The 15,517-nt window shown below is 59.7% G+C and carries 15 protein-coding genes; 9 read left to right on the plus strand and 6 right to left on the minus strand.

Annotation, left to right across the window (positions count from 1 at the left end; translation table 11 throughout):
- Positions 1 to 190 precede the first annotated feature (190 nt).
- From G5179_RS13990 to G5179_RS14025, 8 genes are all read left to right on the plus strand, one after another.
- Positions 191 to 2,428: a phosphate ABC transporter permease gene (locus G5179_RS13990; protein ID WP_421258570.1), complete on the plus strand. Its 2,238-nt coding sequence runs from the start codon at positions 191 to 193 to the stop codon at positions 2,426 to 2,428.
- Positions 2,429 to 2,460: 32 nt separating this feature from the next.
- The gene (pstA, locus tag G5179_RS13995; protein ID WP_042012620.1) at positions 2,461 to 4,110 is read left to right on the plus strand and encodes a phosphate ABC transporter permease PstA; all 1,650 of its coding nucleotides are present in this window, start codon (positions 2,461 to 2,463) and stop codon (positions 4,108 to 4,110) included.
- Positions 4,111 to 4,220: 110 nt separating this feature from the next.
- Complete coding sequence (pstB, locus tag G5179_RS14000) at positions 4,221 to 5,039, plus strand: phosphate ABC transporter ATP-binding protein PstB (RefSeq protein ID WP_421258571.1); 819 nt, start codon at positions 4,221 to 4,223, stop codon at positions 5,037 to 5,039.
- Between the two features lie 107 nt (positions 5,040 to 5,146).
- A complete protein-coding gene (gene phoU, locus G5179_RS14005) occupies positions 5,147 to 5,857 on the plus strand; it encodes a phosphate signaling complex protein PhoU (RefSeq protein WP_005334097.1) in 711 nt (236 codons plus the stop codon).
- 190 nt (positions 5,858 to 6,047) lie between these two features.
- On the plus strand, positions 6,048 to 7,367 hold the full coding sequence (locus tag G5179_RS14010) for a hemolysin family protein (RefSeq protein WP_216954078.1): 1,320 nt from the start codon (positions 6,048 to 6,050) through the stop codon (positions 7,365 to 7,367).
- Between the two features lie 19 nt (positions 7,368 to 7,386).
- Positions 7,387 to 7,929 carry a hypothetical protein gene (locus tag G5179_RS14015; RefSeq protein ID WP_069555291.1) on the plus strand — a complete coding sequence of 181 codons (543 nt, stop codon included), beginning with the start codon at positions 7,387 to 7,389 and terminating at the stop codon, positions 7,927 to 7,929.
- 293 nt (positions 7,930 to 8,222) lie between these two features.
- Positions 8,223 to 9,125 (plus strand): homocysteine S-methyltransferase family protein, encoded by a 903-nt coding sequence (locus G5179_RS14020; protein ID WP_421258572.1) that lies wholly within the window; start codon positions 8,223 to 8,225, stop codon positions 9,123 to 9,125.
- Between the two features lie 9 nt (positions 9,126 to 9,134).
- Positions 9,135 to 10,550, plus strand: coding sequence for a basic amino acid/polyamine antiporter (locus G5179_RS14025; protein WP_421258573.1), 1,416 nt, complete (start codon positions 9,135 to 9,137; stop codon positions 10,548 to 10,550).
- A gap of 109 nt (positions 10,551 to 10,659) precedes the next feature.
- On the opposite strand, the gene G5179_RS14030 is transcribed toward G5179_RS14025, so the two are convergent.
- Complete coding sequence (locus G5179_RS14030; RefSeq protein WP_421258574.1) at positions 10,660 to 11,499, minus strand: sterol desaturase family protein; 840 nt, start codon at positions 11,497 to 11,499, stop codon at positions 10,660 to 10,662.
- A 168-nt stretch (positions 11,500 to 11,667) separates the two neighbouring features.
- Between G5179_RS14030 and G5179_RS14035 the strand changes: the two genes are divergently transcribed.
- Positions 11,668 to 12,459, plus strand: coding sequence for a substrate-binding periplasmic protein (locus G5179_RS14035; RefSeq protein ID WP_421258575.1), 792 nt, complete (start codon positions 11,668 to 11,670; stop codon positions 12,457 to 12,459).
- Positions 12,460 to 12,566: 107 nt separating this feature from the next.
- Here the strand turns inward: G5179_RS14035 and G5179_RS14040 are convergent, their stop codons facing one another.
- The 5 genes from G5179_RS14040 to G5179_RS14060 all read right to left on the minus strand — a co-directional run bounded on the left by G5179_RS14040 (position 12,567) and on the right by G5179_RS14060 (position 15,362).
- Complete coding sequence (locus tag G5179_RS14040) at positions 12,567 to 13,310, minus strand: amino acid ABC transporter ATP-binding protein (RefSeq protein WP_421258576.1); 744 nt, start codon at positions 13,308 to 13,310, stop codon at positions 12,567 to 12,569.
- On the minus strand, positions 13,294 to 13,416 hold the full coding sequence (locus G5179_RS14045) for a hypothetical protein (RefSeq protein ID WP_265177923.1): 123 nt from the start codon (positions 13,414 to 13,416) through the stop codon (positions 13,294 to 13,296). Before G5179_RS14045 ends, G5179_RS14040 begins: the two co-directional genes overlap by 17 nt.
- A complete protein-coding gene (locus tag G5179_RS14050; protein WP_265177924.1) occupies positions 13,400 to 13,522 on the minus strand; it encodes a hypothetical protein in 123 nt (40 codons plus the stop codon). The genes G5179_RS14045 and G5179_RS14050 overlap by 17 nt, the downstream gene beginning before the upstream one ends.
- Positions 13,506 to 14,465 (minus strand): amino acid ABC transporter permease, encoded by a 960-nt coding sequence (locus G5179_RS14055; RefSeq protein ID WP_421258577.1) that lies wholly within the window; start codon positions 14,463 to 14,465, stop codon positions 13,506 to 13,508. Before G5179_RS14055 ends, G5179_RS14050 begins: the two co-directional genes overlap by 17 nt.
- Positions 14,466 to 14,561: 96 nt before the next feature.
- Positions 14,562 to 15,362 carry a transporter substrate-binding domain-containing protein gene (locus tag G5179_RS14060; protein ID WP_166740534.1) on the minus strand — a complete coding sequence of 267 codons (801 nt, stop codon included), beginning with the start codon at positions 15,360 to 15,362 and terminating at the stop codon, positions 14,562 to 14,564.
- Between the last annotated feature and the right edge of the window lie 155 nt (positions 15,363 to 15,517).

Below are 15,517 nucleotides of genomic sequence, written 5' to 3' on the forward strand. Positions count from 1 at the left end.
GCACAGGCTGCCCTTGCTGATTATTCTCACAAATATCTCTTTATAAACAATATATTGTGTTCACTTTCCCTCGAAAGGACCCCCGCCCATTTTTCCACTAGCAACCTCGGTTAAAGCGCTCTCGATGTAACAAAACTGTCATGCAACCGCCATATAATGCCGCCAAGCCTAGCTTACATTGAGGTCTTGCATGTCATCGGAATCGTTAAACCTGGTCATGGCGGGCAGTAGAAAACGCCGGATCAAGGATAAATTGGCCAAATATGGCGTCACCACAGGCGGAGCCCTGGTACTGGTGGCGCTGCTGCTTATCTTCTTTTATCTGCTCTATGTGGTGAAACCCATCTTCAATGGCGCCTCCATGGAGCCAACTGCCTCATTTACCCTGCCTGCCGCAGGGAAGACCGCCTGGCTCGGCGTGGAAGAGCAGAACGAGATCGGCTATCGCTTCAGCGATAAAGGACTGGTCAACTTCTTCGCGGTGCTGGGAGATGACAAGATCAAGGTCGGGCAATCCCTTGGTCATGCTGAGGTCACCGGTGATGTCACTGCAGTGGCGCCACCGTCCCCTGGTCAGAAGCTGATCGCCTACGGTTTCGCCGATGGCAAGGCGCAGGTCGTCCAGCCTGCGTTCAAGGTCTCCTATCCCAACGATGTGCGGGTGATCGAACCCAGTCTGCAATATCCCTTTGGCGAGGAGCCGGTAGTGGTCGATCCGCAGGGCAAAGCGCTGCGTGCCATGGTATTTGAGGCCACCAAGGACAAGATGGCGACCGCCGCCGTGACCGAAGATGGTCGTGGCGTACTGATGGTGATGAGCGGTGAGGAGAACTTCCTCTCCGGCGAGATTGAGTGGAGCAGTGAGAACTACACCATTCCGTCCCTGCCGCGCCATGTGGATCAGATGCTTTTGACTCCCAATCTGCGGATCCTCTTTGTGCGGGAAGGCAATCGTCTCTCTGTCTATGACATTCATGACCTGAGCAATATATCCGTGCGCAATGTGCTGGAGATCAATGCGCCAGATGCCAACGTGACCCGGGTCGAGCTGCTCTCCGGTGCCTCCTCCCTGCTGGTGGGCAACGACAACGGCATCATCTCCCAGTGGTTTGAAGTGGCAAAAGATGGCAAACGCCAGTTCACTCAGATCCGTGACTTCAAGGGCGATGGCGCGGTGGATCTTCTGACCCCCGAGCACTATCGCAAAGCCTTCATCAGTGCCGACAAGGACGGCATCATCAGCTTCTTCCACGCCACTGGCGAGACCAAGCTGCTGACCGAGACGGTGGAAGGGGGTGAACTCTCTGCCCTGGCCATCTCCCCCCGTCACAACCTGTTGCTGATGCAGCAAGGGGAGACCTTCAAGCTTTTCTCGGTGGAGAACGATCACCCCGAGGTGACCTGGTCGGCCCTGTGGCAGAAGGTATGGTATGAAGGGTATCCGGAGCCCCAGTATGTGTGGCAATCCACCTCCGCCAGCAACGACTTTGAAGCCAAGCTGAGCCTGGTGCCACTGGTATTCGGTACGCTGAAAGCCTCTTTCTACGCCATGGTGTTTGCGGTGCCGCTCGGTGTCGCCGGTGCTATCTATACCGCCTACTTCATGTCGGCGGGGCTGCGCAAATACGTCAAACCGACGGTGGAGATCATGGCGGCGTTGCCGACCGTTATCCTGGGCTTCCTGGCGGGTCTGTGGCTGGCGCCCATCATAGAGGGGGCGCTGCCCGGGGTGATCCTGCTGTTGATCCTGCTGCCGATGGGGATGCTGTTGACCGCACTGGTCTGGAACTACCTGCCGGAGCGTGGCAAGTCCTGGCTGCCGGAGGGATGGCACGCCATCCTGCTTATTCCAGTGCTGCTGCTGATTGGCTGGGGGGCCTTCGCCCTGAGCCCGCTCATCGAGAATGCCTTTATGCACGGTGATTCGCGCATCTGGCTGACCCACGAAATGGGTATCAAGTTTGACCAGCGCAATTCGCTGGTGGTCGGTATCGCCATGGGCTTTGCGGTCATCCCCACCATCTTCTCCATCGCCGAAGATGCGGTCTTCTCGGTGCCCAAGCACCTGACCCAGGGCTCGCTGGCGTTGGGGGCTACCCCGTGGCAGACCCTGAGCCGAGTGGTGATCCTCACTGCCAGCCCGGGCATCTTCTCGGCGGTGATGATGGGCCTTGGCCGTGCCGTGGGCGAAACCATGATCGTACTGATGGCTACCGGCAACACCCCCATCATGGACTTCTCCATGTTCCAGGGGCTGCGTACTCTGGCCGCCAACATTGCGGTGGAGATGCCGGAGTCGGAAGTGGGCAGCTCCCACTATCGGGTATTGTTCCTCGCGGCCTTCGTCCTGTTTGTGTTCACCTTTATGTTCAACACCCTGGCCGAGTTTGTCCGTCAGCGGTTGCGTGAAAAATACAGCTCGATGTAAGGGGCGGCTCTGTAATGGACAAGGAATCGACAATGGGTAAGTGGTTTAAATCAGGGGCCCCCTGGATCTGGATGACCGGCGGAGCCGTCAGCCTGAGTCTGGTGGCGGTACTGGGTCTGCTGCTGCTGATCGGATGGCGTGGTCTGGTCTACTTCTGGCCGCACCCCATCTATGAGTGGCAGCTGGAGGACGCCAGCGGCAACAAGAGCGTGCTGATCGGCGAGATCAACGATCGCGAGCTGGTGCCGGTGGAGCGACTGCGCGCCGCAGGTCTGCCGCTGGAGGGGGAAGAGCGCGAGCTGCTGACCCGCTATCTGGTCAAGACCGGCAACCGTGAGTTCGTCGACCTCGATTTTCGCTGGGTATTGGAGACGGACATCAAGTCCCAGAGCCAGCCAGCCGAGCTGGCCATGGTTGAGCGTGCCACCAACGGTAACTTCTACGGTTATATCGTCGGGGTAAAAGAGGATGGCCGCGAGCTGACTTCGGATCTGCATCCTGCCCTGCAGCGGGTGCTGGCGAGAGCCAATGCCCTCTCCGAACAGGCCAACGATCTGCAAAAAGGGGACATCGGCAGCATCAACTATCAGCTGGAGCGGCTGCGCCTGAAAGAGCGCAAGGCCGAGCTGGAAGAGAAGCTGACCGATCAGCTGAAAGCTCAGCTGGAGCGTGAACGTCAGGCCCTTAACGATCGTTATCAGGTGCTGGAAAAAGAGCTCTTCTCACTGCGCAGTCAGGCTGACCGGGACAGCATCACCGTCAAGGATATGCGTGGCGAGCTGGTGACCATGCCCATGTCCAGGGTACTGGATGTGGTATGGCCCAACGACATGAGCCTGCTGGCCAAGGTGGGTCACTGGTTCCACCAGATCGGCAAGTTTGTATCCGACGATCCCCGTGAGGCGAACACCGAGGGCGGCGTCTTCCCGGCCATCTTCGGCACCGTCTTCATGGTGTTCCTGATGGCGATCATCGTGACCCCGCTCGGCGTGGTGGCGGCGGTCTACCTGCACGAGTACGCAGGCAAGAACAGCCTGACCAAGATCATCCGCATCGCGGTGATCAATCTGGCGGGCGTGCCCTCCATCGTCTACGGCGTGTTTGGTCTGGGCTTCTTCGTCTACACGCTCGGTGGCTCGCTGGATCAGCTGTTCTACCCGGAAGCGCTGCCGAGCCCGACCTTTGGTTCACCTGGCGTGATCTGGTCGGCGCTGACCCTGGCCATCCTGACCCTGCCGGTGGTGATCGTCTCCACCGAAGAGGGGCTGGCGCGGATCCCGAGCACCATCCGTCAGGGCTCGTTGGCACTGGGCGCCACCCAGGCCGAGACCCTGTGGCGCATCGTGCTGCCGATGGCGAGCCCGGCCATCATGACCGGCCTTATTCTGGCGATTGCCCGTGCAGCCGGTGAAGTGGCGCCACTGATGCTGGTGGGGGTGGTGAAACTGGCTCCGACCCTGCCGATGGATGGCAACTTCCCGTATCTGCATGTGGAGCGCAAGTTCATGCACCTGGGCTTCCACATCTATGACGTCGGCTTCCAGAGCCCCAACGTCGAGGCGGCCCGCCCGCTGGTCTATGCCACCTCCTTCCTGCTGGTGACGGTGATCGTGGGTCTCAACCTGACCGCTATCGGTATTCGTAACCACTTGCGCGAGAAATTCCGGTCGCTGGAACATTGATAGGCCAGCCACCACAGAGACGGGCAGGGGACAGGGTTCCCTGCCAGCCAAGCGTTCCGGCCGCGGGCGATGAGATTGCCCGCCGCCACCGACAGATTTTGAGGTAACAGATGATCAACGTAACGACCACGTCTACCCAGCACACCGCGCTGGACCTGCTCAACCTGACCCCGGAGCAGACCGCGCTGGAGGTGAAGGATCTCAACCTGTACTACGGCAGCAAGCAGGCGCTGTTCAACGTCAACATGAAGATCCCCAAAGGGCAGGTAACCGCCTTTATCGGCCCGTCAGGCTGTGGCAAATCGACCCTGCTGCGCTGCATCAACCGGATGAACGATCTGGTGGAGATCTGCCGCATCGACGGGGAGATCCTGCTGCACGGCCACAACATCTATGACAAGAGCGTGGATGTATCCGCCCTGCGCCGTCAGGTGGGCATGGTGTTCCAGCGCCCGAACCCGTTCCCCAAGTCTATTTACGAGAACGTGGTCTATGGTCTGCGCCTGCAGGGGATCAACGATCGCCGCACCCTGGATGAGGCCGCCGAGCGCTCCCTGCGCGGTGCGGCCCTGTGGGACGAGGTGAAGGATCGTCTGCACGACAACGCCTTCGGTCTCTCCGGGGGTCAGCAGCAGCGTCTGGTGATCGCCCGCGCCATCGCCATCGAGCCGGAAGTGTTGCTGCTCGATGAACCGACCTCGGCGCTCGACCCCATCTCCACCCTCACCATCGAGGAGTTGATCAACGAGCTCAAGAGCCAGTTCACCGTGGTGATTGTGACCCACAACATGCAACAGGCCGCGCGGGTGTCGGATCAGACCGCCTTCATGTACATGGGCGAGCTTATCGAGTACTCGGATACCAACACCATCTTCACTACACCGGCCAAGAAGAAGACCGAGGATTACATCACAGGTCGCTATGGCTAAGGCGTGGTTGAACAAGGGTTATGGATATGAACATGATGAGCATCAATAAACAGATTACCGGTCAGTTCAACGGCTAAGGCATACTCGGAGCATCAAGGATTATTTGTATGGACAATATGAACCTCAATAAACACATCTCCGGTCAATTCAATGCCGAGCTAGAGAGCGTGCGCAATCAGGTGCTGGTGATGGGCGGTCTGGTAGAGCAGCAGCTCACCGACGCCATTGCGGCGATCCACGATCAGGATCTCGATGCGGCGCGCAAGATCGTGGCCAACGACCACAAGGTCAACGCGATGGAAGTGGCGATCGACGAGGAGTGCACCCGCATCATCGCCAAGCGTCAGCCGACAGCCTCCGACCTGCGACTGGTGATGGCCATCATCAAGACCATCACCGATCTGGAGCGCATTGGCGACGTGGCCGACAAGATCGCCCGCATGCTGACCGACAACGCCAACAAGCCGCAGCCGCCGCTGGTGTCGCTGGAGAACATGGGCCGTCGTACCATCAAGATGCTGCACGATGTGCTCGACGCTTTCGCCCGCATGGATCTGGATGCGGCGCTGGCGGTCTACAAGGAAGATGACAAGGTAGACCGCGAGTACGAGTCCATCATCCGCGAGCTGATGACCTATATGATGGAAGATCCCCGCACCATCCCCCAGGTGCTCAACGTCCTGTGGGCGGCGCGTGCCATCGAGCGGGTCGGCGATCGCTGCCAGCACATCTGCGAGTACATCGTCTACTACGTGAAAGGCAAGGATGTACGCCACACCAAGGCGGACGATCTGGGCACCTTGCTGGGCAAGGGCTAACCGGAAGTGAATAAAAAGGCGCGTGAAGCGCCTTTTTTGTTGCATAACTGGTCGGAGTAAGATAAAGCCCCCAACTGGCTGTTTTCTGATAGAATACTCCCCCTGTGTGAGTCCCGGATGGGCTCACGGTCCGGTCTCCCGGGCCCAGTTTGCCGTCTTGTGCTAAGGCGGGTGTAGCAATAGGTTAATCATGAGTTTTGCCGATAGTTTGTTCTTTTTAATGCTGCTGGTTGGCGGCAGTGTGTTCTTCTCCCTCTCCGAGATCTCTCTCGCCGCGTCTCGCAAAATCAAATTGCAGGTGATGGCGGATGAAGGTAATCGCCAGGCCGAAAAGGTGCTGGCCCTGCAGGCCCAGCCGGGCAACTTTTTCACCGTGGTGCAGATTGGCCTCAATACCGTCGCCATTCTGGGCGGTATCCTGGGTGAGTCTGCCCTCAACCCCGCCATCAAGGGGATTGTCTCCCAGTTCTACCAGGGACCCTGGCTTGGCGAGATCAGCTCTGGTGCGTCCTTCGTGTTCGTCACCGGTATGTTTATCCTGATCGCCGATCTGATGCCCAAGCGTCTGGCCATGATCATGCCCGAGCAGATTGCCGTGGTGGTGGTGCGCCCCATGCTCTTCTTCGTTACCCTGCTGATGCCGCTGGTATGGATTTTCAATGGTCTGGCCAATACCCTGTTTCGCCTGATGCGCATTTCTACAGAGCGCAACGACGAGATCACCTCCGATGATATCTATGCGGTAATGGATGCCGGTGCCGAGGCTGGAGTTATCCAGCGCGAGGAGCATCAACTCATCGAGAACGTGTTCGAACTGCAGTCACTCTGCGTCACCTCCGCCATGACGGCTCGCGAGAGCCTAATCTACTTCACCCTGCAAGAGGATGAAGAGGACATCAAGGCGAAGATCGCCGAACACCCCCACAACAAGTTTCTGGTCTGTGACCACAACCTCGACAGCATCAAGGGCTTTGTCGATGCCAAGGAGCTGCTGATCCGCGTCATCAGCGGCCAGAGCATCGATCTCAACAGCGGCTCGCTGGTACAAAACGTCATCATCATTCCCGATACCCTGAACCTCTATGAGGCGATGGAGTACTTCAAAAATCATCGTGGCGACTTTGCCGTGGTGATGAACGAGTACGCGCTGGTGGTGGGGATCGTCACCATGAACGACCTGATGAGCACCGTCATGGGCGAGTGGGCGACCCACGTGGTGGAAGAGCAGATCGTCCAGCGGGACGAGAACTCCTGGCTGGTGGACGGGGTGACCCCGATCTCAGACGTGATGCGCGCCTTCGATATAGAAGAGTTTCCGGACGATCAGAACTACGAGACCATCGCCGGTTTCATCATGTATATGCTGCGCAAGATCCCCAAGCGCACTGACTCGGTCAAATATGCCGGTTACAAGTTCGAAGTGGTGGATATCGACAGTTACAAGATCGATCAGCTGCTGGTTACCCGGGTCGAGCCGGTGGTGGCCGAGAAGCCAGCTCAGGAATCGTAAAAGGAGCGACATAAAAGTCATGAAGATGCAGTCTCATTCCCGTGCGCTGGCCTGTGTCGCGCTCGCCCTGGCACTGGGTGCCTGTAGCCAGAGCGCGCCGCGCAAAGCCACAGTGGCAGCCAAGCCGGTTGCCCCCAAGCCCGCGGTGGTCGTGCCGCAGCCGGATCCCGATGCGGTGGTGCAAAGCGGCATGGCCGAGCCGAGCCCGGTCTTTGATGAGCAGTACCATGGCCCGGATCAGGGGTCGCTGGAGTCGGTGACCGCCCTGTTTGCCCGTGGCTACATCGAGTCGGCTATGCGCGAGACCATGCTGGCGGCGGTGCACAACGACTATCCGCTGCTCGGCATGCGGGATGTGCGGTTGACCGATCCGGTCTCCAAATTCCTCACCTCCGAGCATGCGGCCACCACGGCCCATGACTACCTATATGCAGGCGTACAGCGTCGCCTCGGTCGTCCGCTCAGCCCTGCCCAGTGGGAGCAGATCTGGCGCGGTTTGCCGCAGCAGGGTCGGGTCTCCGACTGGGTCAAACAGATTAAGCGAGTGCTGGCCGGGCGTTAAGTCGCCAGCGGATCAAGATTGTGATGAGGCCACCTTCGGGTGGCCTCTTGCATTTCTGCGTTTGCCTCGCCGTTTGCACGCTGATTTCTGCTGATACTGATTGCCGCCCGTGGCACTTTGTTTTATCTTACTTTGGCCATCTAAACATCCGTGTGTCTTTATGGCTGCATAATAAAAGGGCTTCCCAGGATGAAGCGGGACGATCTGCAGCGATTCGATGCGAAACCGCAGATCAACAAAACAAACAGATAAATACGCAAATAAACAACGCACATAACTAAGAGACACGACAGATGGAAACCAGGGAATTGTGGGTGCTGGATGGGGGTATGGGGCGCGAGCTGGCACGGCGGGGGGCACCGTTTCGTCAACCCGAGTGGTCGGCGCTGGCCTTGATGGAGGCGCCAGAGACGGTGCGTGATGTGCATCAGGCCTATGTGGCGAGCGGAGCCCGGGTCATCACCACCAACAGCTATGCGCTGGTGCCGTTTCATATCGGCGATGAGCGTTTCTTTGCTGACGGGGAGGGGTTGGCGGCGCTGGCTGGGCAACTGGCCCGCGATGTGGCTGACGCGCAGAAGGGGCGCGTGCAGGTGGCAGGTTCCCTACCACCGCTGTTTGGCTCCTACCGTGCCGACCTGTTCAAGGCGGACCGGGTGAGCGAGCTGGCGACGCCGCTTATCCGGGCGCTATCCCCTTATGTGGATATCTGGTTGGCCGAGACCATGAGCCTGATTGCCGAGCCACTGGCCCTGAAAGCGCTGTTGCCTGACGATGGCAAGCCGTTCTGGGTCTCCTTCACGCTGGAAGATGAGGCGCCGGGCAACGAACCGCGACTGCGTTCCGGCGAGCAGGTGGCTGATGCGGTGACCACGTTAGTGGCGGCCGGGGTCGATGCCATCCTGTTCAACTGCTGTCAGCCCGAGGTGATCGAGGGGGCCCTCGAGGTTGCTCGCGCCCGATTGCAGGCGCTGGGCCGCGCTGACATTCGCCTCGGTGCCTATGCCAACGCCTTCCCGCCGCAACCCAAGGAGGCCACCGCCAACGACGGGCTGGACGAGATCCGCGCCGATCTGGGGCCGCAGGATTATCTCGGCTGGGCCGAGCGCTGGCGCGCGGCCGGGGCGAATTTGATCGGCGGTTGCTGCGGTATCGGTCCCGAGCATATTCAGGCGCTGAGCAGCCGGTTGCGCTAAGGAGTCCCCATGAAAGAGAACAAGATTGGGCTCTGGTCTCTCACCGCGCTGGTGTTCAGCTCCATGGTGGGGGCGGGGATTTTCAGCCTGCCCCAGAACATGGCCGAGGTGGCAGGCGCCCGCGCCGTGCTGATCGGCTGGGGCGTGACGGGGGTGGGCATCCTGGCGCTCGCCATGAGTTTTCTCTATCTTTCGCGGTTAAGGCCGGATCTCGACGGCGGTATCTACAGCTACGCCCGCGCAGGTTTTGGCGAGCTGGTGGGCTTCTTCTCCGCCTGGGGCTACTGGCTCTGCGCCACCATCGGCGTGGTGGGTTATCTGGTGATCGCCTTTGCGGCGCTGGGCAGCTTTATCGACACCCCCGAGCAGATCTGGTTTGGTGAGGGAAACACGCTGGCAGCGTTTGTCGGTGAGTCTTGCATCCTCTGGGCGGTGCATCTGCTGGTGGCCCGTGGCGTGCAGCAGGCGGCGCTGTTCAATCTGGTGGCGACCCTGGCCAAGAGCCTGCCACTGCTGCTGTTTATCCTGTTCGCCTGTTACTGGTTCGACCCTGTTACCTTCGCGGCGGATCAGCAGGGCAGCACCCTGGCGGTACCGGTCTCCGAGCAGGTGCGCAACACCATGCTGATCACCCTCTGGGTCTTTACCGGTATCGAGGGGGCGGCGGTGCTGTCGGCCCGCGCCAGAAACCGGCGGGATGTGGGTACCGCCACTGTGCTTGGTGTGGTGCTGGCGCTGCTGCTCTATGTGCTTATCTCGGTGCTGGCGCTGGGGATATTGAGTCGGCCCGAGCTGGCGGCGCTACCCAACCCCTCCATGGCAGGGCTGATGGCCCAGATGACCGGCTCCTGGGGCAAGCTGCTCATCAGCGTCGGCCTTATCGTCTCGGTGCTTGCCTCCTACGTGAGCTGGACCCTCTTCTCGGCGGAGGTGCCGTTCAGCGCAGCCCGCCACGGTGCGTTTCCCGCCATCTTCCGGCGCCAGAACCGCAATGGGACGCCTATAGCATCGCTTTGGCTCACCAGCCTGACGGTGCAGACTTGCCTGCTGCTGGTGTGGCTGCTCGGCAAGGGCTACACCAGCCTGCTGCTTATCTCCACCTCGATGATCCTGGTGCCTTACCTGCTGATCGGCCTGTTTTTGCTCAAGCTTTCGTTCAGCAGGAAGGGGGAGAGCGGGCAGGGCCGCGGTCTGATGCGGGCGGTGGCGTTGGTGTCGAGCGGTTACGGCTTCTGGCTGCTCTATGCCGCCGGGGTGGAGTATCTGCTGCTGTCGTTGTTGCTCTACGGGCCGGGTCTGCTGCTGTTTCTCTACAGCCGTCGTCAGCTTGGCGCAGATCTTTGCCTGAGTGGTCGCGAGCGGCTGTTGGCCGGTGTGACCTTGCTGAGCCTGATCCCCGCCGTCTGGTCGTTCGCCCATCTCTGATATCGAAGATGTGACTGACCATAAGAGAGCGCCACTGTGGCGCTCTCTTGTTATCAGGGACTGGTTATCAGGAGCTTGCTATCCGGGAGTTGCTATTCGATGCGAAGGCTCAGCGGCTGGCAGGTCCGGCCGGTTTGCCAAACAGCACTGCGAGCTTTTGTCGCCAGGGTAGGCCACGGGCGTCACGCAGCATGTCGCGCCACTCATGGAAGGTGAGAGTGAGGGGGTTGAAGCTGTGGATAGGCTTGGTGATGCCAAAGCGACACGGCTCGGCCGGATCTTCCTCGACAAAGGTGCCAAACAGCCGATCCCAGATGATCAGCACCCCGGCGAAGTTGCGGTCTATGTACTTGGCGTTGCTGGCGTGGTGCACCCTGTGGTGGGAGGGGGTGTTGAAGAGCCACTCCAGCCAGCCGAGTTTGCCCACCACCTGGGTGTGGACGAAGAACTGGAAACCGAGGCTCAGCAGCACGGTGGCGACCACCGCCTCGGGCGGGAAGCCGATGACAATCATCGGGAGCCAGAACAGCCACATGCCGGAGATGGGATACATCAGGCTCTGGCGAAAGGCAGTGGAGAGATTGAGCCGCTCCGAGCTGTGATGCACCACATGGGAGGCCCACAGCCAGCGCACATGGTGGCTGGTGAAGTGGAACAGCCAGTAACAGAGATCCTGCAACAGGAACAGCAGCAATACGCTCCAGAAGGTGAGCTCGATGTCGAACAGTCGCCAGCCCCAGAGGGTGTCATACAGATAAGCAATGGCGATGGCCGCCAGCGCATCGCCCCCTTGGTGCATCAGGGCCAGGGCGGCGTTGGCGAACAGATCCCGCCACTGGTAGGTGGCGGTGGGAAAGGCCGCGCCATGTTTGCGCAGGTAGAGCATCTCCCAGCCGATAAAGGCCAGAAAAACCGGGGAGAGGTAGAGCAGAAGCAGTTGCACATCCATATGCGGCCATCCATTCAGAGCAATTGCTCTCCAGCATAAAGGATGTATTTAATATTTCATTAACATTTTTCTGCCAACGAATAGATGGCATGAAATATGGCGCGGCAGCAGAGGAAGGCGCGCCGGATGGCTATGCTTGATGGAGGCTTTTTCAGGAGGTGCTGGCTTATGCGCGTCTGGTGTTGCTTGTTGCTGGGGTTGTGCATGATGGCGCACGCCAAGACCCGGGTCGAGATCCTGGCGGATGCCGCCTATCCCCCCTACTCCTGGCAGGAGGGGGAGGAGGTCAGGGGGATCTATGCCGACATCATCCGCGAGGTGACCTCTGCCATGCCTGACTATGAGGTGGTGCTCAAGCCTATGCCGTGGCGGCGCGGTCTGAGCATGGTGGAGCAGGGCAGCGCCTTCGCCATCTTTCCGCCTTACTACCAGCCCGACAGTCGCCCCTGGATGTGGCCCTACTCCCAGCCGATGCTGGATGAAGAGCTGGTGGTGATGTGCGGCGCCAGTGTGGCGGCCAATACTCCGCAGGCCAGGTTTCCGCTCGACTATCACGGTTTGCGCTTTGGCATGAACGCCGGTTTTGCCGTCGGCGGTGATGCCTTTTGGCAGGCGGTAAAAGAGAAGCAGATCGACGTGGAGGAGGTGAAAAGCAATCGGGAGAACTTGCTCAAGATTGTCCGCGGCCGGGTCGATTGCACCATCAATGATCGCCTCTCCCTGCTCTATGAGTTGCTCAACATGATAAAGGCCGATCAGCTGGCGGTGGCCGATATGTCCCTGCTCAAACAGGGGCCGGTGCTCAGCAAGGAGCAGGGGTTTCTCGGCTACAGCCGCAAGGGGGAGTATCCCTACAAACAGGCCTTTATCGATCAGTTTGACAAGGAGCTCTATCAGCTCAAGAAACGTGACGGGGTGAAAGTGATCGTGGAGCGCTATCTGGGAAAGTCCCCGCGCTGAGCCGATGAGAGGGGCACTCGGGTTCAGCTGGGTTAAGCCTGCTCAGCGTGACACACAAGAAGAGGGACCTTGCGGTCCCTCTTCGTTTATCCAGCAGAGCGTGTTGGCTACAGCACCTGACTCAGGAACTGGCGCAGACGCGGGGAGGGGGGATTGTCGAAGAAATCGGCCGGTTTTTCATCTACCACCAGTTCGCCACTCTCCATAAAGAGCACCCGATCCGCCACTTCGCGGGCAAAGCCCATCTCGTGGGTCACCACCACCATGGTCATCCCCTCGCGAGCCAGCCCCTTCATCACATCCAGCACTTCCCCCACCATTTCGGGGTCCAGCGCACTGGTGGGCTCGTCAAACAGCATGATGCGCGGCTGCATGGCGAGCGCTCGGGCGATGGCCACCCGCTGTTGCTGACCGCCGGAGAGCTGGGACGGATAGCTGGCCGCTTTCACCGACAGCCCCACTTTCAGCAGCAGCGCCTTGGCTCTGTCTTCGGCCTCACGGCGCGACAGGCCACGCACCTTCTGCGGAGCGAGGCAGATGTTATCCAGCACCGTCAGGTGGGGGAAGAGGTTGAAGGACTGGAACACCATGCCCACCTCTTCCCGCAGCTTGTTGACATCGCCCGGCTCGGTCAGGCAGATGCCGTCGACCACGATATTGCCGTCGTTGATGGTCTCCAGCTGGTTGAGGGTGCGCAGGAAGGTGGACTTGCCGGAGCCGCTGGGGCCGACGATCACCACCACTTCCCCTTCGGCAACCTCGGTGGTGACGTTTTTCAGGGCATGCACTTCGCTGCCGTAGAACTTCTCTACACCGGTCGCTTTGATGATGGGATCAGTTGCTGCGCGCATATTTCGCCTCCAGAACACGAACCGGGAAGGCGAAGGGGGTGCCGGTGATGGCTGTACATCTCGACGCCTGTTGCATCTTGATGATGGGATCAGTTGCTGCGTGCATATTTCGCCTCCAGAAAACGAACCGGGAAGGCGAAGGGGGTGCCGGTGATGGCTGCACATCTCGACGCCTGTTGCACCTTGATGATGGGATCAGTTGCTGCGTGCATATTTCACCTCGAGACGGCGTACCAGGAAAGAGAGGGTGCCGGTGAGCACCAGATAGAGTAGGGCCACGGTAAACCACACCTCGAACGGACTGAAGGTGGAGCTCACCACCTCGCGCCCCGCCTTGGTCAGGTCGGTGATGGAGATGACCGAGACCAGCGAGGAGTCCTTGATGAGGTTGATGAACTGGCCTGCCAGCGGTGGCAGCACCCGCTTGAACGCCTGCGGCAGGATGACGTAGCGCATGGTCTGGGCCGAGGTCATACCCAGGCTGCGGCCTGCCTCCATCTGCCCTTTGTGGATGGAGCTGATACCGGCGCGGACGATCTCCGCCACATAGGCCCCGGTAAAGACCGCCAGCGCGGCGACCCCGGCGGTGAAGCGGTCGAGGTTCAGCACGGTGCCGATAAAGAAGTAGACGATGAAGATCTGTACCAGCAGCGGCGTGCCGCGGATGAGCTCAACGTAGGTGATGGCCAGATTGCGCAGGGCGGGATTGGGGGAGAGGCGCGCCAGTCCGGCCAGGGTGCCGAGCAGGATGGCGAAGATGCCTGCCACCAGTGAGAGCTTGACGGTGACCCAGACGCCCCAGGCGATGGGGCCTGCGGTCCAGCTCAGTTGGGTGTCGAGGGTATCGCCACGAAAAACGGTATCCCCTTCGGCGACTTGTACGCCGGTACTGGCGATGGCTTGCTGCACATTGGGGTCGAGATCGTCTTGCAGGAACAGCTTGCCCTTCTCGGCCTCGCTGGTGCCCGCCATCACGGTGCCGTCAAATTCGGCGAGATTCTTCTGCTCCGCCTGATAGGCGATGTATTGGGGAATGCGTTCCCAGCGCCAGGTGTAATCCACTGACTGGACAGCCTTGTAGATGCCGAATACGGCAACCAGCAGCATCAGCAGGGAAACCCCATGCCAGAGTAGCTGATTGGGCTGTTTTTCCATCTGTCTTGTCGGTTTGGGTGTGTGCACAGTCACAACCTCTTCTCGTTATTGTGTGGGGTGTTGCGAGAGGGGGCGGCAAGGCGCCCCCTTTTGAGGTTATTTGAGCTGACTCAGCCAGGCGTTGGATTCGAACCACTTCTTGTAGAGACGGTCGTAGCTGCCATCGCCCTTGATCTGGCGCAGGTAGTTGTTGAACCAGTTGAGGGTGTCCTGATCCCCTTTGCGGATGGCCCAGGCCAGCGGCTCGAAGGTGAACGGCTTGTCGAGGTGCACCACGGCGCCCTGATTCTGGGAAGCGAAAATAGCGTTGTAGGGCAGGTCATAGACGAACGCATCGACCTTGCCGTTGATCACTTCCAGCTTGGCGTCATCCTGGGTTTCAAACTGCAGCAGGGTGGCTTTGGGGATCAGGCGCTTGACTGCCTGCTCGCCGGTGGTGCCGAGCTTGACCGCGATCTTGTATTTCGGGTCGTTGAGGTCGGTGAAGGATTTGATTTCGCCCGCCTTCTCTTTGCGCAGGACTATGGTCTGGCCGACCACGATGTAAGGATCGGCGAAGTTGACTCGCAGGTTGCGCTGGGGAGTGACGGTCATGCCGCCCATGATGACGTCGAACTTGTTGGTCAGCAGCGCCGGAATGATGCCATCCCAGGCGGTGTTGACGAACTCGACCTTCACGCCCATCTCTTTGGCGACCATCTTGGCGAGATCCACGTCAAAGCCGATGTATTGGCCCTGCTTGTTGGTCATCTCGAAGGGTTGATAGCCTGCATCGAAGCCGACTCGCAGCACGCCGCGTTCGAGCACGGCATCCAGGGTGGAGGTAGGGGCTGGGGTCGGGGCCGCCGTGGCGATCCCGCAAAACAGCAGAGTAGAAAGAATCAGTTTTTTGATCATAAGTGACGTCTCTGTCGGTGGTGTGTTCGGCCTTGAACCTGATCCCGTGCGACTCCGTGGCACAAGAGACTGCTGCATCCGGCAACAGGCAAGACAGGATTAATGTCTTGAGCGGGACAAAAGCCCCATATGAGATGCTATGAATAGTGGTTGAG

It is taken from the genome of Aeromonas sp. 600886 (assembly GCF_049174935.1).
Taxonomy (GTDB): domain Bacteria; phylum Pseudomonadota; class Gammaproteobacteria; order Enterobacterales; family Aeromonadaceae; genus Aeromonas; species Aeromonas veronii_A.